15 protein-coding genes are annotated in these 17,959 nt (G+C 63.2%); 11 read left to right on the top strand and 4 right to left on the bottom strand.

All coding sequences use genetic code 11. The annotated features are described in order from the left end of the window. The first annotated feature begins 3 nt into the window (after positions 1-3). From N5P29_RS12605 to rsmD, 3 genes are read left to right on the top strand one after another with little or no spacing between them, the layout of a single operon-like run. A complete protein-coding gene (locus N5P29_RS12605; protein ID WP_262275271.1) occupies positions 4-1,014 on the top strand; it encodes a DAK2 domain-containing protein in 1,011 nt (336 codons plus the stop codon). Beyond that, positions 1,004-3,259: an ATP-dependent DNA helicase RecG gene (locus N5P29_RS12600; RefSeq protein WP_262275270.1), complete on the top strand. Its 2,256-nt coding sequence runs from the start codon at positions 1,004-1,006 to the stop codon at positions 3,257-3,259. Before N5P29_RS12605 ends, N5P29_RS12600 begins: the two co-directional genes overlap by 11 nt. 33 nt (positions 3,260-3,292) lie before the next feature. After that, positions 3,293-3,859 carry a 16S rRNA (guanine(966)-N(2))-methyltransferase RsmD gene (gene rsmD, locus N5P29_RS12595; protein WP_262275269.1) on the top strand — a complete coding sequence of 189 codons (567 nt, stop codon included), beginning with the start codon at positions 3,293-3,295 and terminating at the stop codon, positions 3,857-3,859. 1 nt (position 3,860) lies between these two features. On the opposite strand, the gene N5P29_RS12590 is transcribed toward rsmD, so the two are convergent. Both N5P29_RS12590 and N5P29_RS12585 read right to left on the bottom strand, forming a co-directional pair. Then, positions 3,861-4,649 (bottom strand): spermidine synthase, encoded by a 789-nt coding sequence (locus tag N5P29_RS12590; RefSeq protein WP_262275268.1) that lies wholly within the window; start codon positions 4,647-4,649, stop codon positions 3,861-3,863. After that, entirely contained in the window at positions 4,646-5,899 is a 1,254-nt protein-coding gene (locus tag N5P29_RS12585) for an aminotransferase class I/II-fold pyridoxal phosphate-dependent enzyme (RefSeq protein WP_262275267.1), read from the bottom strand. Before N5P29_RS12585 ends, N5P29_RS12590 begins: the two co-directional genes overlap by 4 nt. A gap of 35 nt (positions 5,900-5,934) precedes the next feature. Here N5P29_RS12585 and coaD point away from each other — a divergent pair, with 35 nt between their 5' ends. The 5 genes from coaD to mutM all read left to right on the top strand — a co-directional run bounded on the left by coaD (position 5,935) and on the right by mutM (position 9,080). Further along, the gene (gene coaD / locus N5P29_RS12580; RefSeq protein WP_144659968.1) at positions 5,935-6,435 is read left to right on the top strand and encodes a pantetheine-phosphate adenylyltransferase; all 501 of its coding nucleotides are present in this window, start codon (positions 5,935-5,937) and stop codon (positions 6,433-6,435) included. Between the two features lie 165 nt (positions 6,436-6,600). Next, positions 6,601-7,128 carry a YceD family protein gene (locus N5P29_RS12575; RefSeq protein ID WP_262275266.1) on the top strand — a complete coding sequence of 176 codons (528 nt, stop codon included), beginning with the start codon at positions 6,601-6,603 and terminating at the stop codon, positions 7,126-7,128. Between the two features lie 33 nt (positions 7,129-7,161). After that, positions 7,162-7,365 carry a 50S ribosomal protein L32 gene (gene rpmF / locus N5P29_RS12570; RefSeq protein ID WP_011775139.1) on the top strand — a complete coding sequence of 68 codons (204 nt, stop codon included), beginning with the start codon at positions 7,162-7,164 and terminating at the stop codon, positions 7,363-7,365. A gap of 23 nt (positions 7,366-7,388) precedes the next feature. Beyond that, positions 7,389-8,099: a ribonuclease III gene (rnc, locus tag N5P29_RS12565; protein ID WP_144659970.1), complete on the top strand. Its 711-nt coding sequence runs from the start codon at positions 7,389-7,391 to the stop codon at positions 8,097-8,099. A gap of 6 nt (positions 8,100-8,105) precedes the next feature. Beyond that, entirely contained in the window at positions 8,106-9,080 is a 975-nt protein-coding gene (mutM, locus tag N5P29_RS12560) for a bifunctional DNA-formamidopyrimidine glycosylase/DNA-(apurinic or apyrimidinic site) lyase (RefSeq protein WP_262275265.1), read from the top strand. Between the two features lie 60 nt (positions 9,081-9,140). On the opposite strand, the gene N5P29_RS12555 is transcribed toward mutM, so the two are convergent. Then, positions 9,141-9,677: a hypothetical protein gene (locus N5P29_RS12555; protein WP_262275264.1), complete on the bottom strand. Its 537-nt coding sequence runs from the start codon at positions 9,675-9,677 to the stop codon at positions 9,141-9,143. A 170-nt stretch (positions 9,678-9,847) separates the two neighbouring features. On the opposite strand from N5P29_RS12555, the gene N5P29_RS12550 reads away from it, so the two are divergent. The 3 genes from N5P29_RS12550 to N5P29_RS12540 are packed head-to-tail and all read left to right on the top strand — an operon-like array spanning position 9,848 to position 12,898. Then, complete coding sequence (locus N5P29_RS12550; protein WP_262275263.1) at positions 9,848-10,561, top strand: hypothetical protein; 714 nt, start codon at positions 9,848-9,850, stop codon at positions 10,559-10,561. 7 nt (positions 10,562-10,568) lie between these two features. After that, a complete protein-coding gene (locus N5P29_RS12545) occupies positions 10,569-11,870 on the top strand; it encodes an MFS transporter (protein ID WP_262275262.1) in 1,302 nt (433 codons plus the stop codon). After that, a complete protein-coding gene (locus N5P29_RS12540; protein ID WP_262275261.1) occupies positions 11,867-12,898 on the top strand; it encodes a hypothetical protein in 1,032 nt (343 codons plus the stop codon). The genes N5P29_RS12545 and N5P29_RS12540 overlap by 4 nt, the downstream gene beginning before the upstream one ends. A 30-nt stretch (positions 12,899-12,928) precedes the next feature. Here the strand turns inward: N5P29_RS12540 and N5P29_RS12535 are convergent, their stop codons facing one another. After that, positions 12,929-17,836 (bottom strand): DUF4082 domain-containing protein, encoded by a 4,908-nt coding sequence (locus N5P29_RS12535; protein ID WP_262275260.1) that lies wholly within the window; start codon positions 17,834-17,836, stop codon positions 12,929-12,931. Positions 17,837-17,959 lie beyond the last annotated feature (123 nt).

The following is a 17,959-nucleotide window of genomic DNA, read 5'->3' as shown; positions in this document are numbered from 1 at the left end:
GCCATGAAACGTTGGCTCGGCAAGGCGGAAGTGGTCCTAGGAAACCACAGCGACCGCCTCAATGCGATCAACATCTTTCCCGTCGCCGACGGAGACACGGGAACCAACCTGTACCTCACAGTACGTGCTGCGGCCTCCGCTTTGGAGGCAACGGCATCCGATATCGCCGAAGCCGTCCATGATGTTGGCGCCGTGCTCTCGAAGGCCGGCCAGGCGGCCATGGAGCAGGCGAGGGGCAACTCGGGAACGCTGTTCGCGGTATTCCTGTGCGCTGCAGCCGAGCCTTTGGCAGGCAAGACCAGGCTCAGCGCACCGCTTCTGGCCACAGCTCTGAACAGGGCCCAAATCCGTGCCTGGTCGGCACTGAGCGAACCTGTGGCTGGAACCATGCTGTCCGTCTTGGAGGCCGCTGCGCATGCCGCACAGCGGGTAGACGCTGAACAAGACGGCGATGACAGCAACCATGCGCTCGGATTGTCACTGGATGCCGTGGTGGATTCTGCCTACCAGGCTGTTCTCCGCACCGAGGATGAGCTGGTCCAACTGCAGGAGGCGCACGTGGTCGACGCCGGCGGCGTGGGCATGCTGCTGGTGCTGGATTGCCTCCGGTCGGCTGTATTGGGCGAGGAACTGCAGGATGAGCTTCTGGACGACCTCCATGGCTACAAGCTGCAGGATCCGCACATTCATGAGCACATGCCGGCAGATGACGGCGTGGAGGTCATGTGCACCATCAGCCTTTCCCCGCTCAACGCCGCCATCCTGCGCCAACGGCTGGACGAGATGGGGGATTCGGTCATTATGAGCCAGGTTGGCGGGGCCCAGCCCAGCGACGATGACGACGAAGAATCCACGACGGAAGCAAGCTACCGGTGGCGTGTCCATGTCCACGTCCCCGATCCCGCTCCTGCCGTCGAACTGATCCGTTCGCTGGGTGAACCCTCCGACATCGCCGTCAGCCAACTGGCCCTGCCGCGACATGATGAGCCGGACCTGCCACGGCATGAGTACTGAGCTGGAGCTGCCGCTGGAGCGCAGGATCGGCAAGAGGTCAGCGGCGGTCATCGAGAAACACCTCGGAATCAAAACCTGCGGTGCCCTGTTGAACTACTTCCCACGGCGCTATCTGAGCCGCGGAGAACTGACTCCCATCAGCAACCTGCCATTGGATGAGGAAGTCACGCTCATTGCCCGGGTGGTTTCCAACAGCACCCGGCAGATGCGGGCCCGGCGTGGCTCCATCACCGATGTCGTCGTGACCGATGAGGCCGGCGGGTCGGGTGTTCCGGGGACGCTGAAGGTCAGCTTCTTTAACGGTTTCCGGGCGAAGGCGGAACTCCTGGCCGGTCGGCGTGCCATGTTTTCGGGCAAGGTTACCCGCTACGGCGGGTCTCTGGGCCTGACAAACCCGGACTTCCTTTTGCTGGATGAGGATCCGGAGGCCGAGGACTCCATGGACCCGGCCAAGCTCGCGGCCATGCCGATACCTGTGTACCCGGCTACAGCGAAGCTCACCAGTTGGTCCATCCATAAGGTGGTTGCTTCCCTGCTGCAAACCATGGATCTGGATGCGTTGGAGGACCCGATCCCCGGACATATTTCCGCCAGGGACGGCCTGCTCAGCGTCGCCGGATCGTACCGCCTGATCCACTCGCCCGAGACACAGAAGGATTGGCAGCGGGCGCAGGAACGCTTCCGCTACCAGGAGGCTTTGGTCCTTCAAACTGCCCTGGCCCGCCGCCGTGCCCAGCTGGCAGCCGAGGAAGCCACCGCCCGGCGTCCCACGGCCGACGGCCTGCTGACCAGCTTCGACCGGAACCTTCCGTTTACCCTGACGGCCGGCCAGTCCGCCGTCGGAAAGACGCTTGCCGAAGAGCTGGGCCGGGATACCCCCATGAACAGGCTCCTCCAAGGGGAAGTGGGATCCGGCAAGACCATCGTTGCCCTGCGCGCCATGCTCCAGGTGGTCGATGCCGGTGGCCAGGCTGCCCTCCTTGCCCCTACCGAGGTCCTTGCCGCCCAGCACTTCGATTCCATTCGGCGCACACTCGGACCCCTGGCCCGTGACAACATGTTTGGGGGCGCTGGAATGCTCGGTGGCGACCCCTCCCAACAGTCCGTGCAGGTGACCCTGCTGACAGGTTCCATGCCCACTGCCGCGAGGAAGCAGGCCATGCTGGACGCGGCTTCGGGAAATGCCGGGATCGTCATAGGAACCCACGCCCTGCTGAGCGACAAAACCAGTTTTCAGGACCTGGGGCTGATCGTGGTGGATGAGCAGCATCGCTTCGGAGTAGAGCAGCGTGACGCGCTCCGTGCTAAAGCCCAACGGCCGCCGCACTTGTTGGTGATGACCGCGACGCCCATTCCCCGCACCGTTGCCATGACTGTTTTCGGTGATCTTGAGACATCCATCCTTGACGAACTTCCAGCCGGTCGCGCACCCATTTCCACGCATGTGGTGGGGTTATCGGAAAACCCCGGTTGGGCGGACCGTATTTGGAAGCGGTCCCGCGAGGAAGTCGACGCCGGGCACCAGGTCTACGTGGTGTGCCCCAAGATTGGATCGGACGACGACGGCGACTTCAGTCCGGGGGAAGCGGAACCAAGCGACGCTGAGCTGGCGGACGAAGGTTCGGCCCGGGAGCTGGCATCGGTGACCGCCGTCGTCGAGAGCCTTTTGCAGGAGCCGTCCCTGAGCGGCGTGCCGGTGGCACCGCTTCATGGCCGGCAGGACCCGCAGGTGAAGTCGGAAACCATGGCGTCGTTTGCCTCCAACCAGACTAAAGTGCTGGTTTCCACAACGGTCATCGAGGTGGGCGTGGACGTCCACAATGCCACCTTGATGGTGATCCTGGATGCCGACCGGTTTGGCATTTCACAGCTCCACCAGCTGCGGGGGCGGGTGGGTCGTGGCGGCCTTCCCGGCACGTGCCTCCTGGTGACCACCCTGGAGCCTGGCCATCCGAGCCGCCGTCGGCTGGAAGCCGTTGCCTCCACCACCGACGGTTTCGAGTTGTCGCAGGAGGACCTGAAGCTTCGCCGTGAAGGTGACATCCTGGGTGCTTCACAGTCCGGTGGGCGCTCCACTTTGAAGTTGCTCCGGGTACTCGAGCACGAGGACATCATTGCCCGCGCACGGGCCGATGCCCAGGCCTTGGTAGGCCAGGATCCTGCATTGCAGGACCAGCCGGCCCTTTCCGCTGCGATTGACCAATACTTGAACCCCGAGAAGGAGGCGTTCCTTGAACGCGGTTAGCAGTCCCAGGCAGCGTCTACGGGGAGTTGCCCAGTGAGCCGGATTATCGCCGGGGTTGCTGGTGGAAACCCCCTGGCAAGTGTTCCCGGCACTGCCACACGGCCCACTACCGATCGCGTCAAAGAGGCTCTTTTTTCGAGGCTGGAGTCTTTGGCGGTCATCGACGACGCCAGGGTCCTTGACCTCTACGCCGGTTCCGGTTCGCTGGGCGTTGAAAGCGCCAGCCGGGGTGCGCGCAGCGTGGACCTCGTGGAATTCGATGCGAGGGCCAGCGACATCTGCCAGCGGAATGCGGACCTGGTCAACCAGAGCTTGGGGGCCAGGAAGGTTGCTGTCCACCGTTCCAAAGTTGAGTCCTACCTTGAACGGGCCGCCGATTCTTCGGTATGGGACCTGGTCTTCCTCGACCCGCCCTATCCCTTGGACGAGCAAGCCTTGAGCGCGGTGCTCGAAAAACTGGCGCCGCACCTGGATGACGCTGCCGTGGTGGTGGTGGAGCGCAGTTCCCGCAGTCCTGAACCCGCATGGCCAGAGGCCTTGGAGTGCTTCGCGGATAAGAAGTACGGGGAGACAAAACTCTGGTTCGCCGAACCAGCCTAAGCTAGCCGCTGATCCGGTCCAGGTCCACGCCGTGGAGGACGGTGGCAGGGTGCGGCCCCCTGGCCAGCAGCTCGGCTGTCCACTCCGAAGGCCATGGCTTCCTGGTACCTGCCAGAATGATGTTGCCCGGATAGCGGCCTGCGAACATTCCTGTTTCCGCGAACGCGGCCACGTCCTGCATGGCCAGGCGCAGCGCTGCCACTTGGCTCCGGACGAGCGTGAGCGCAGGCTCGTCGCCAACGTTCACTATCAGGACGCCGTCAGGAGTCAGTTGAGCGGCGGCTTCCTCGTAGAAGTCACGGCACGCGATATGGGCAGGAGCCTCGGGCCCGGAGAAGATGTCAAGGATTACGACGTCGAACCGCGCCTCGGCGGGCAGCTCTGCCAAGGCGTCGCGGGCGTCGCCGATGATGGTGGTCAACCGGGAGCCTTGGGGCATAGGCAGCTCGCGGAGGACGAAGTCCAGCAATTCGCGTTCCAGTTCAACGGCGTACTGTTCCGAGCCCGGGCGGGTTGCCTGGATGTAACGGGCCAGGGTCAGGGCTCCCGCGCCCAGATGAAGGGCACGAACTGGCTCTCCGGAAGCGGAGGCCAAATCCACGATGTGCCCGATCCTGCGAAGGTATTCGTAGAAGATTTCTTCCGGCGCGGCCAGGTTCACGTGTGATTGTTCGGCGCCGCCGATGCTCAGGATGAAGCTGCCTTTCACCAACGGGTCCGGTTCGATGGTGGCATGTTGGCCGGTGGTTCGAAGGAAACGTCCGGTATGGCCGGAATCCTTTGGAGTCACAGCCGGTCCTTGAGGGTTGCAAGCCGTCCGGCTGCCTCTTCGAGGACGTCGATCTTTTTGCAAAAGGCGAAGCGCAGCAGGCTTCGGGTGCGTTCCGCGCCTTCCGGATGGCAGAAGACCGGGACGGGGATAGCGGCCACGCCCACGAGGCCAGGCAGACGCCTTGCAAGATCAACGGAGTCCTGGATGCCCAGCGGGGCGGTGTCGACATTGATGAAGTAGGTGCCGCTGGGGTTGTAGACCCCGAAGCCGGCGGCACGAAGACCCTCGGCGAGTATGTCGCGTTTACGGCGGAGGGTATCGGCAATGCCCTGATAGAAAGCGTCAGGGAGTCCCAGCCCAACAGCGATCGCGCCTTGGAAAGGCGTGCCGGAGCTGTAGGTGAGGAATTGCTTCACCGTGCGGACTGCGGCCACCAGGGGAGCCGGTCCGGTGAGCCAGCCGATCTTCCAGCCGGTGAACGAGAAAGTCTTACCGGCCGAGGAAATGGTGATGGTCCGTTCGGCGGCACCGGGAAGGGATGTCACCGGGATGTGCGCCACTCCGAAAGTAAGGTGTTCATACACTTCGTCACTGACGATGATGGCGCCGTATTTAGCGGCCAGTTCCACAATCCTGGTGAGCACGCTCTTCGGAAAGACTGCTCCCGTGGGATTGTGGGGGTTGTTGAGGAGGACGATTTTCGTCCTGCTGCTGAAGGACGCCTCCAGCGTTGCGAGGTCGGGCAGGAAGTCCGGTGCCAACAGGGGAGCGGTGACATGCTTGGCTCCGGCCATCCCGATGATGGCCCCATAGGAATCGTAGAAAGGCTCGAAGGTCAGGACTTCATCGCCGGGTTCGACGAAGGCCAGCAGCGCGGCGGCGATGGCCTCGGTGGCCCCAGTGGTGACCAGGACTTCTGTCTCGGGATCGGGATCAAGGCCATAGAAGCGCTGCTGATGCGCGGACACAGCTTCCCGCAACGCGGCGACACCTTTACCGGGAGCGTATTGGTTGGCACCGTCGGCGATGGCAGCCTGAGCAGCGGCTTTGATTTCGGCGGGGCCGTCCTCGTCGGGAAATCCCTGGCCCAGGTTGATGGCCCCGGTGGCCATTGCCAACGTGGTCATCTCCTCGAAGATGGTGACGCCCAGACACCCGTCAGGGGACAACAAATTGGCTCCAACCGCGGCCCGTTTCCAGGGCGCCGGAGACCCGGTGGTAGTTCCGGTTAACGGGGTGCTGCTGCCTGCTGATGCCATGGGAGCCATGGTATCCCGGTGAAGCGATGGGGTAGGTTCGTCTCATGAGACGCGCGGTATGCCCTGGATCCTTTGACCCCATCCACAATGGACATCTCGAAGTCATTGCCCGGGCCGCCGGCCTGTTTGATGAAGTCATCGTTGCCGTGTCCACCAACTACGCCAAAAAGTATCGGTTCGGCCTCGAAGAGCGCATGGAGATGGCGCGTGAGACGCTGGCTTCCCTGCGTGGCATCATCGTCGAGCCCATGGGAGAGGGCCTGCTGGCTGAGTATTGCCGCCGCAGGGGCATTTCAGCGATCGTCAAGGGCCTGCGCTCTTCCTCGGATTTCGACTATGAGTTGCCGATGGCCACCATGAACCGGCAGTTGACCGGCGTCGAAACTGTATTCTTGCCGGCCGAAGCGCATTATGTGCACCTGTCATCAACCCTGATCAAGGAAGTCAACGTCCTCGGGGGCGACATCTCCGACTTCGTGCCCAAGTCTGTGTTGAAGAGGCTCCTTGCAGGCGAGTCGCCCAGCGAACCGCCGCGCAAAGGGTAGGCTTGTGGGGTACCTGCGCCTTCACGCAGAGTCCCCCATTCCGAAACAAGCGCGCTCCTCTGCGCGCCTGGTGCCGGTTTGAGTCCTCACGCGTGATCAGGCTAAGATGGTACGTCGGTCATATGTTCTACAGGAGTTCTCATTAAGCGAGATGCAAGTTCGCCCTTGGCGCTGGTAGTCAAGGACCTTGGACGCAGTCCGGGGACCATGCGGACGCTCAACGAGCATGTACCTGCACCAAGTGACCTTGGTGTGGCGCTCATTGGCGTAAAGGAAGGCTCGGATATCGAGCTCGATCTTCGTCTTGAGGCCGTACACGAAGGAATTCTGGTATCCGGATCCGCGGTCGTCGAAGTAACCGGCGAATGCGGTCGATGCCTGGATCCCCTTGCGTATGACCTTGAGGTCAATGTGCAAGAACTTTTCTTCTACGAAGGCGCTGAGCTTTCCGCCGAAGAAGACGATGAAGAGCAACGTCGAGTCGAGTACGATCTGATCGATCTTGAGCCGGTGTTGCGGGACGCAGTTGTCACTATGCTGCCGTTCCAGCCGGTGTGCCGGGAAGACTGCCAGGGTCTGTGCTCCGAATGTGGAGTGCGCCTGGAAGACGAGCCGGGGCACCACCACGAGGTCATTGACCCTCGCTGGGCTGCCCTAGCTGATCTGGCTAAGACTGACCGGCAAACCGATTAGTAAGTGTTCGTCTAAGAGAGAAATGAGATAGCCGTGGCTGTTCCCAAGCGGAAAATGTCTCGCGCAAATACACGCGCCCGCCGTGCCCAGTGGAAGGCAACTGCCCCCAACCTGGTCAAGACCATCGAAAACGGCCAGGTTACCTACAGCCTGCCGCACCAGGCAAAGGTCGTTACCGACTCTGCCGGCACCGCGCTGTTCCTTGAATACAAGGGCCGCAAGGTCGCAGACGCCTAATCTGCCGTAGAGGCTGACAAAGGATGTCTTCAACTGAAGAGCTTCTGAAGCGTCTCGGTGTCTGGATTGACACCGAGACGCTTCGTCTTGCTCTCACACATCGCTCATACGCGTATGAGAACGGCGGGATTCCCACCAACGAGCGCCTCGAGTTCCTCGGCGACTCCATTCTGGGATTCTCCGTGACCGATTCCCTCTACCGTGAGAACCCCGAGCTGCCCGAAGGCGAGCTCGCCAAGCGGCGTTCCGCCGTCGTCAGCACGCGCGCCCTGGCCGGAATCGGCCGGGAGATCGGCATCGGCGAGTTCATTTACCTTGGCCAAGGCGAAAAGCTCACCGACGGCAAAAACAAGGCCTCCATCCTGGCTGACACCATGGAAGCCCTGATCGGCGCCACGTACCTGTCAAACGACATCGAAACTGCGCGCCAGCTGGTGATGCGCCTGGTGGGGCCGCTCCTGAAGGACGCAGGCGCCCTGGGAGCCGGAACCGACTGGAAGACAAGCATCCAGGAACTCACCGCCAGCCGGCAGCTGGGTGCCATCCACTACGCGGTGGAAGGCTCCGGACCTGACCACGCGCGGACCTTCGAAGCTGTCCTGAACATCGGCGGAACACCCTATGGACGCGGTTCCGGACACTCGAAGAAGGAAGCCGAACAGGAAGCGGCAGCGGACGCCTGGCGCGCCCTGACTGCCCTGGACTCTGCTCCTGCCGGTCCCGCCTCCGCTTGAGCCTCCATGCCTGAGCTTCCCGAAGTAGAAGTGGTTCGTCGCGGACTGGCCAAGTGGGTTCGCGGGCGGACCATAACGGATGTCCAAGTACTTGACCCGCGTTCGATCCGGCGCCACGCCTTGGGCACCGAAGACTTCATGGGGAACCTCGAGCAGGCTACCGTCCTCGACGTCGTCCGGCGCGGTAAGTTCCTTTGGATGCCGCTGTCCATGAACGGCTTCCAGGACAGCGCGCCCACGATGGCCGATGAAGCGTCGCCGAAAGTGGCGTTGATGGCGCACCTGGGGATGAGCGGGCAACTGCTGATGCAGGACCCGGAGGTGCCGGATGAGAAGCACCTCAAGGTCAGGATCACTTTGAGCCCGGTGGACGGCATGCCGGAGCAACTGCGGTTCGTGGACCAGCGGATTTTCGGCGGGCTCTTTGTCACTTCGCTCGTGCCCACTCCAGACGCCGGACCAGGCGGCCTTGGCGAGACACCGTTGCCCGAGATAGCCGAAGAAGCCTCGCACATCGCCCGGGACCCGTTGGACCCGCATTTCTCCCTTGACGACTTCTACCGGAAGATCAAAAAGCGGAAGACCGGCCTCAAACGGGCGCTCCTCGACCAAGGGCTGATCTCCGGGATCGGCAACATCTATGCCGACGAAGCACTGTGGCAGGCAAAGCTCCACTATGCGCGGGCTACCGATACTTTGCGCCGGGCAGACGCAGAGCGGCTCATCACGGCAGTGAAGGACGTCATGGAGGCTGCTTTGGCGGCCGGTGGCACCAGCTTCGATTCGCTGTACGTCAACGTCAACGGCGATTCCGGATACTTTGCCCGTTCCCTCAACGCCTACGGCCGGGCCGGACAATACTGCACCCGATGCGAGGCATCAGGCCTCCAGAGCGTCATAAAACGGGAGCAATTCATGAACCGCTCGAGCTACTTCTGCCCCATGTGTCAGCGGAGACCGCGGACGAAGCCGACAAGATGACGCGGGCACTGCGCGGATCATCCGCCTGATCGTTGGCCTTCACCTCTACAACACCTGCAGTCAGTTGCGGGCGATCTCCGTCCCCTGCCGTGGATCGAGAGGGAGATAGTCCGGTTCGTGGTATCCGACCCGCTCCCAGTCACCCCAGCTCAGGCCTGGTTTTAGCCAGTTCCCGGAGACGTCCAGTCCGGAGAACGCGTAAACCACGTGTTCGTCGCCCTCCCACACCATGGTCCGCCCGGATCCGTCGGGTTGATAGGAGTAGGTGCTGTAGGTCTTGTCTGCACGCCACAAGTCCACCTGGCACAGAAACAGCTGCGACCCGTCCCGGATCGTCGTTTCAGCCTGATAGCTGTACGACGACGCGAGACGCCCGGTCGGCTGATACCGATCCATGATGACCCGCTCGTTCACCCCGGCCGTGATCGTGAAGTCAGGAACCTTTCCCGGTTCCAGGTCCGGTCCTGCTGACACCGAGAACACGGCCGACGGGTCGGCCCATGCGGCACGAGCCTGCGCCTCGGTCATCGCATCGACCGGCCTCAGGTACTTCGGATTCTTGTTCCACTTCAGGCCATACAGGTAGATCATCGGCATCCCTTCACTCCGGCTTGCGTCGCCATACTGAATGGGAGAGTACACCCGGTAAAAACAGACGCCCAGGGAACGGCCGCTGGTAGGTCCAAAACTGTTCCGGAATCCCGGTGCGGGTGGCAGACTGTCCCCATGAAACGCTTGGCGCGGCACAACGATCCTGCGGGAACGCCATGATGGCGCGACGGCTGGTCATCGCGGGTGTATGCCTTGCTGTGCTGATCGCGGCCGTCGCACTTCTCTTCGACCAGTTGGCTGCCAAGCCAGGTCCTGTGGCGCAAAGTACGTCCTCGCCGGCTTCAAGCCCCAGCCCGGGATCCGGGTCCAACGCTTCGGCCGGCACCACCTCCCAAGGCGCCGAGGCACCCACCTCCGGAAGTTCGCCGTCGGGCGGTTCATCGGGCGGAAGCACTGACAGTGGCGACGGCGGCGCGTCCCCCGCGGGCGGCCAGGCGCTGGAAGTCCTGCCGCCTGTCACAGCGACCCCCACCGGACTGCCCGAGCCGACGCCTCCCGCACCCCTGATCACCGGAGCCCTGCCCCAGCCCGGCACGGCCTCCGGCGAAGTGGTGGACGGTTGGCCGGCGGGAGTCCTGACACTGCCTGCCGGCACAACGATTGGCTCGACCTCGGTGTCGACCTCGGGAAACATCCTGCAGGTCGCCGCCGACGGCATCGTTGACAAGCCCCGGGCAGAAGTACTGGGATCCTTCCGCGACTCCTTGGTCTCCCATGGCTTCTGGACCGAAGATGCACCCGCCGGCGAAGGCGCTGTGGCTGCCCGGTTCGTGCGCGGCACAGACACAGTGACGGTTTCGGTATCGACTACGGGAACGGGCAGCTCGCGCTTCCAGCTTTTGGGCAGCCTGCACACGAGCGCGGACTGAGGTACCCATGTACATTTCCCTCTCGGACCGCAGCGGCGGTAAACGCGACAAGCCGCAGGGGACAGGAACGGCACTATCAACCGAGGTGCCGTTCCGCTTGTCTCCGGTCATCCTGTGGCTGGGCATTGTCAGCATGGTCACCGATGTCTCCTCGGAATCGGTATCGGCGATCCTGCCCTTGTACGTGACGGGCTTCCTTGGCTTGTCCACCATCGCCTTCGGCTTCATCGACGGCATCAACCAAGGCGCCAGTGCCATCGTCCGGATCGCCGCCGGTTGGGCATCGGACCGCAGCGGTCACCCCAAGCGGATAGCCTTGGCCGGTTACGGCCTTTCCATGCTTGCCAGGATCGGTTTCCTCTTCGCGGGAGGCTTTTGGGCCATTGCCGCCATTGTGACCGGTGACCGCATCGGCAAGGGCATCCGGACAGCGCCCCGGGACGCCCTCATTTCCACCTCGGCGCAACCGGAACACCTGGCCAGGTCGTTCGGCGTGCACCGGATGCTGGACAACATTGGGGCGGCAGCAGGGCCGTTGATCGCCTTTGTTGTGCTCTTGCTGATTCCCAACGGCTTCAGCACTGTTTTCGTGGTGTCCCTGGCCTTCGCCGTGATTGGTGTGGCCGTCCTCGCCTTGGTGGTCCCCGACGTCCAGGCACGGGCCCTCAAAGGCGCGGAGGTTCGGAAGGACCGCAGGCTTTTCGCCTTCTCCTGGAGGCAGCTGAGGGAACCAGGCTTGGGCAGACTGCTCATCGCAGCGGGGCTTCTCGGCTTGGTGACCATCGGAGACGGGTTCCTCTACCTCGTGTTGCAGGACAGGGACTCGTTCGCCGTCCAGTGGTTTCCGCTCCTGTTCGTCGGCACAAATGTGGTGTTCCTCGCGCTGGCCATCCCGTTGGGAAGGCTGGCGGACAAAATAGGCAAGATTCCGGTTTTCCTCGCAGGGCACGTCGCGCTGCTGGCCACCTACTTGCTGGCGGCGGCACCCTTTGGGGGGCTGTGGGCAACGATTCTCTGCCTGGTCCTGCTGGGGGCGTTCTACGCCGGCACTGACGGGGTGCTTGCCGCGCTGGCCAGCCAGCTGACGCCGTCGGGAAAGCTTGCAACAGGTATCGCCTCCGCGCAAACCGTAGTGGCCCTGAGCCGGATGACCGCCTCCGCCGGCTTCGGCGTGCTGTGGTACGCGGTGGGCGCTTCCACAGCGATGGTAGTCGCCGGGGCGCTGTTGGCCTGCGCGATCGTTGCGGTGTTCTTTATCCTGCGGGGTGCCAGTCGTTCAGCCACCGCTGACGTGGGCGACGCCGAATGAAGGACCAGGCCACCGAGTCAAAAGTGCGGTGGGGTGTCCTCCTGGTGGTCACATTGGTGGTCCTTGTGGCTGCTGGAATTTATGCCGTGGGGGCGTACCAGCGATTTGAAGAAGGCCGTAAGGCAGTGTCGTCGGTGCGGACCTCGGAGGGCGGGCAGCTTCCCGGGGCTCCGTTCATCCTGTTCCGGAACACCGCAACAGGACAAGGATACGGACATGCCGCAACGGTGCCGTTGTCAGAGCCTGGCGGAACCCGGGCAGTCAGCGACCAGGAGTGCGACCGCGTCTACGGTTCCACCGGGAGCGTCGTGTGCCTGCGCACCAACAGGGGGCTGGTCACTTCCTTTGAAGCCAGGCTGTTCAACAGCACGTGGGGTCAACAAATGGCTTGGCCGCTGCCGGGGATACCCAGCAGGACCAGGGTCAGCCCCGATGGCGCCAGGATCGCCACAACCGTATTCGTCACAGGCCACTCCTATGCCACGGCCGGATTCTCCACCGCTACGGAGATCACAGTCCCCGGGGGTACGTCCTCCGGCAACCTCGAGGACTTCGCCCTGCTCGTCAACGGTGAGCGGCTCCAGGCAACAGACCGGAACATTTGGGGCGTGACCTTCGTCCCCGGCCAGCCCGACGCCTTCTATGCCACAGCGGCTGCCTCCGGACGCATTTGGCTCGTGCGGGGGAGCCTGTCCGCGAAGACGTTGACGGCGGTCCATGACAACGTCGAATGCCCTTCCATCTCCCCGGACGGCACCAGGATCGCATACAAGAAGAACGACGGCGGTGCGCTGGCTGCGCATTGGAACGTCGCGGTTCTTGACCTCTCTACCGGACGTGAGAGCGTCCTCGCCGAAAAGCGCAGTGTGGACGATCAGATCGAATGGCTCGATGACCGGAGCCTTCTGTACGGGCTCCCGGACGATACCACCGACGGCGACAGCAACATCTGGAAACTCGGAACGGAACCGGGGGCGCAACCAAGCATGTTTATTGCCCATGCTTGGTCGCCCAGTGTGGTTCGGTAACAGGAGCAGTGGGTCCGGTAACCGGCGTCGTCAGCAGAGCCGGAGCAACCCGCAGACGAGTCCTCCTGACTGCGTCGGGGTGGGGGTCGGCGTCGGCGTCGGGGTCGCAGTTGGCGTCGCCGTTGCTGCGGCAGTAGCGGTTGGTGTTGCCGTCGCCGTCGGGGTGGCTGTGGCTGACGGCGTGGCTGCCGCCTGCTGGGCCGGAGCGGCGGTCGAGTACACCACGTCCACGAAGTAGTTCGTGGCGTTCCAGGAGCTGGTTGGCATCACGCCGCCCGAGCCGTACCGGTAGCGTCCATTGTTGGGTCCCGAGGCCGTGAAGACGCCACTGGTCCACGTCTGGTTGAAGAACCCTGGCGTGGAGGCGTAGTGGCCATTGGGTGCCCGGTAGGAAACCACATAGGTTTGGCCCACTGACAAGGCCACGGGGGTGCCCAGGGTGGCCGTTTGCCAGCCGGTCGCCGTCTCGTTCGTGAACGTCACCTGCGCCAGCCGGGTGCCTGCGGCATTCCAGAGCGAACCAACGTGGGTGCCGGTGTTTCCAGTCCCTTTGTAGAAGCGGATGCCAGTCACGTTGCCCGTTTGGGACACCGTGAACGCGGTACCCAGCTCCACCGAAAGCGAGTCGGAGTTTGCGGCAACCTGAGGAAGCAGCGAGCCGAAGATCGTTGATTGCTGGACAGCTGCGGCTGCCGTGGTGAATTGCCAGCTGGTCGGCGGCAGGGTTTGCCCCTGGGGAGTGGCCACGCCCGAAACGTTGGCAGTGATCTGGGTGTTGGCCGGCAGGACCGCCGACGGCGTGAACGTGATGGTTCGCGCGTCAGCCGACAATGCCGCCGTTCCTGCCACCGACGAGCCGTTCGCGGTCAACGTGAACGATGCCCCGGGATTGATGGCAGTAGAGAACGTGATGGATGGCTTCACGTCGGTGGGAATGGCAGTCGCTCCCGGAGCGGGTACCTGTGCAGTGACGGTCAGCGGAGGTACGGCCACGGTGAAGACCAGATCCACGAGGTAGCTGGCGGTCGATGCCGTATTCGGGAAGTCGCTGCTGTAGGAATAGGCCCCGGAGTCGGGTTGGGTCTTCAGGGGTCCCCGGGTGAAGCCGTCGCCGAAGCCTCCGGCTGTGTAGGAGTACTTGCCCGTCGTGGTCTTGTAGGCGGCTATGTACTCTGTATCGGCCTGGATGTTCACGGGCTGGCTGAACGTAGCCGTCTGCCACCCGTTGCTGGATTCGTTGGAGAACGTCACCGTCGCCAGGACCTGGCCGCCCACCGTGTACAGCCACCCGGTGTGGGTGCCCGTATTGCCGGCCGACTTGTAGAAGCGCACGCCCGTCACTTGTCCGGCAGTGTCGCTGGTGAACCTGACGCCAAGGGTCAACGGCACGCCATCATTGACTTCAGGCGTAGTTGGAGTCACCGAGTCGTCGTACAGCGTGCAGGGGCATGTACCGGGCGTGCCCGCAGGCTGGACCGTGGTGAATTGCCACGTACCGCCGGAGGACATCGGTTGTCCGGACGACGCCGTCGCAGTCACCGTCGCTGTATACGACGTAGCTGTCGCCAGGGCAGCGGCAGGAGTGAAGGTGACTTTGCGTGTGGTGGCGTCATACGTGGTGGTTCCGGCCACCGCAGCACCAGCCGCGGTCTTCAGGGACAGAGCGACGCTCGATGCAACTACTGCTTCTGAAAAGACTGCGCTGACCGGGGTGTTGACCGGGACACTCGAGGCGTTCGGGATGGGGGACTGGCTGCCCACGGTAAACGGAGGAGCCGAAATCACCACCACCACGTCCACGAGATAACTGGTCGAAGACCGCGACGACGGGAAGTCGCCACTGTAGGTGTAGGCACCCGCGTCGGAAACTGTCCTCAGCGGACCCACACTCATGCCCGAACCAAATCCGTTGGCGGTGGCGGAGTACGCGCCCGTGAGTGACTTGTACGTCGCAATGTACTCAGTGTTGGCGGCCATCTGGACCGGTTGGCTGAACATTGCCGTCTGCCAGCCGGAGCTGCTTTCGTTGGCGAAGGTTACAGTCGCCAGCTGCTGGCCGGCGGCGGTGTAGAGAGCGCCAGTATGCGTTCCGGTGTTCCCGGCCGACTTGTAGAAGCGGACACCGGTGACCTGCCCGGCGGAGACACTGGTGAACCGGACACCCAAGGTCAGCGGCACGCCGTCCTGGATTTCCGCGATGCCCGGTGTCACGGTGTCGTCATAGAGGCTGCAGGGGCATGAACCAGGGACAGAAGCCGTGGCCGCAGTGGTGAACGTCCACGTGCCGCCGGAGGTGACCTGTCCTCCGGTACTGTCGGTTCCAGCCAACGTTGCCGTGTAGGCAGTGCTGTAGGCCAGCTGGGACGTCGGTGTGAACGTGGCCTTCCGGGTGGTCGCGTCATAACTGGTAGTGCCTGCTACGGGACCGGCGGAAGACTTCAGCGAAAGCTGGACGCTGGCCGCAGTCACGGGCTTCGAGAACGAGGCACTGACCTTTGTGGTCACGGCCACGGACGACGACGACGGGATGGGAGACTGCCCGTTAACAGTCAGCGGGGAAGTGTCCACGGTGCTGAAGAGGGCATCGACAAAGTAGTTGCCGCCATTGAAACTGGTGGTCGGGAAGCCCTGGGAGGTGTTGTAAACGCCCGCAGGTTCGGCTCCGAAACCACCGGCAACCTTCAGCGGTGGGTCATTGAACCCAAAACTCGCCCATTGGTAGTCCTTGGTGGCGTAATGCCCCTTGGGCGCCCAGTAGGAGACCGTGTACTTCTGGCCCGCGGAAACTGCTACCGGCTGGCTGAAGAGCACGGTTTGCCAACCCGAGGCTGTCTCATTGGCAAAGGTTGCAGTTGCCAGGCGTGTGCCGGTGGAGCTCCACAAGGACCCGGTGTGGGTCCCGGTGTTCGCCGTGCTCTTGTAGAAGCGGACGCCGGTGATGAAGCCATCCACCGAGGGAGTGAATCGCAGGCCCATCTCATAGGCACCGCCGTCTCCGGAGTCCGTTGTTGCAGGCACCGTTTGGCCGAAGACGCTGTAGGGACCGGTCAGGGTCAGGTTCCGAGTGGCCACGGCTCCAATATTGGCGCTGTCATCCACCGCGCGAACCTGGATTGTGGCAGTGTCCAGGCCCTTCTGGATGTAGCTGTAGGTCCAGCTGCCCTTGCCTTGGGCCGGATGCCAGGTGGTGCCGCCGTCGGTGGAAACTTCGACGCCGGCCACAACGCCGCCGCTGTCCGTGGCCGTTCCGGTGACCGTCACGGACGCCCCATGGGCGATGGTCGCGGCGTTGGCTGGAGCGTTAATGGTTACCGTCGGGCCGGTCAGGTCCGAGCTCGAGCTCGCAGCAACAAGGCCTGATGCCAAAGTTGCCGGCTGTACGCCCATGTCGGCGAAAAGGTTGATCTGGGCCTGCCGCATGCGCGCATCGGCCGCAGCGCCGTCGCCGTCGTGTTCCTGGTCCAGGCCCCACGTCCACTGGACGCTGCCTGCCGAAAAGACCAGTGCGCCACTGGCCGCCCGGTACAGGGTGACGTGGTGGGTGGTAGTGCCGGGTTTGACGGTGTTCCCGTAATCCTGAAGATACTCACTGACGCTGCCCACCGTGGTGGACAACTGGATCAACCCTGCGGGGCGGAAGCCGTTATCGAGGTCCTCGTCGGATTCGTAGCCCACTGTGTGGGGAGCCAATGCGGCGGTGGAGCCCGCTGGCAGGGAAGCCAGGGAGGTATTGCGCCACAGCCTCGACTTACCCTCGGCGGCGGAAACCGTCACGGGCAGGTCAGTGTAGTTGGACATGTACGCCGTGCCGGTCAGTCCGTTTTCGGGAAGGCCGGCACCACTGGCCTGGGAGGCATAACGCGGGTCCCGCCACGTGCCGGTCCATTGGGTGGAGGGGTCGATCTTTCCGTTGCTCCAGGTTTCCTTGTAGCAGGTCAAAGTGCGGCCCGCGGCGCCGTCCACGGAGGAGGGCTCGAACCGCGTACGCCAGTACATCTCGTTGCCCGAGAGGAACTGGAGGTTGACGCCCGCGTCACGGGCCGCAGTAACGTTGGCCCTCTGCGGGCCGGACCAGTACTCGTCGTGTCCGACGGAAAGGAACACCTTGTGGTTCAGCAGCTCAGCACCACTTCGGTCTGCATCCAGACCACTGATGTAGCTGACGTCATAGCCGTTTTGTTCCAGGAACCTCACCATCGGGTACTCGTTGGCGAAATAGAAATCCCTGCCCCCGATGCCTCCCCGGGTATTCACAGGGCGGTTGTAGCTGACCTTGTAGGCCCGACCATTGACGGCACCCTGGTAGAAGTCGGCGCCGCCATAGGTGTTGTACGCCTGCCAGGTCTGATCCGCGGTCTGGAAAACCACAGATGAGCGGTTGCCGTCGTTACGGACGATGAAGGTGATGTGGCTCTGCCCGCCCGTGTCCGGTCGCGTCAGCAGGGCGATATAGACTCCCGAAACAGCGGTGGCGGGAACCTGCCAGGTTGCCGAGACAGCCCACGTGCCGCAGTCATACAGTTCGGTAGTAACGTCGCTGCGGCAAGCGGGTTGGGTCTGGCGCAGGACTGAAGGCGTAACATCGGCGATCTTCCTGGCGCCGTTTCCTCCGTACCAGCCCGTGCGGTAGATCGCGATGGTGTAGCTGGGAGCCCTCGTGTCGATCTTGAAGCGGATGGGCTGACCGGCGTTGACGCTGATTTCGGTGGAGAAGCCCTGGATGGTGTCATCCCCGGCGCCCAGGATGTCCCACTCCGATGGCGGGCTGCCTGGTTTGGAGTTCTCACACACCACGGCGCTTCCGCCCGGGTCGCAGGGACCCGCTGCCACAGCAGCCGGCGCGGTCAGCGGCAGCAATGCCGCCACCATGGCCAACACCAAAGGGAACAATAACCCTTTGAGGGCCCGCTGGGATGGGGTTGCTGAAGGACCGGCCATGAGAACTCCTGGAGTGGTACGCCAATTGCAATGACGGTGCTGCGCCTGCGCGCAGTCCCTGCTTGCCGCTCCCCAGCCAGGGTCAAACCAAGATCTTCAGTTATGGAAACCAGGGCCTCTTGG

This window comes from Paenarthrobacter sp. JL.01a, assembly GCF_025452095.1.
Taxonomy (GTDB): Bacteria; Actinomycetota; Actinomycetes; order Actinomycetales; family Micrococcaceae; genus Arthrobacter.
The sequence above is the reverse complement of the archived record's forward strand: the minus strand, read 5'-3'. Positions and strand labels throughout refer to the sequence as shown.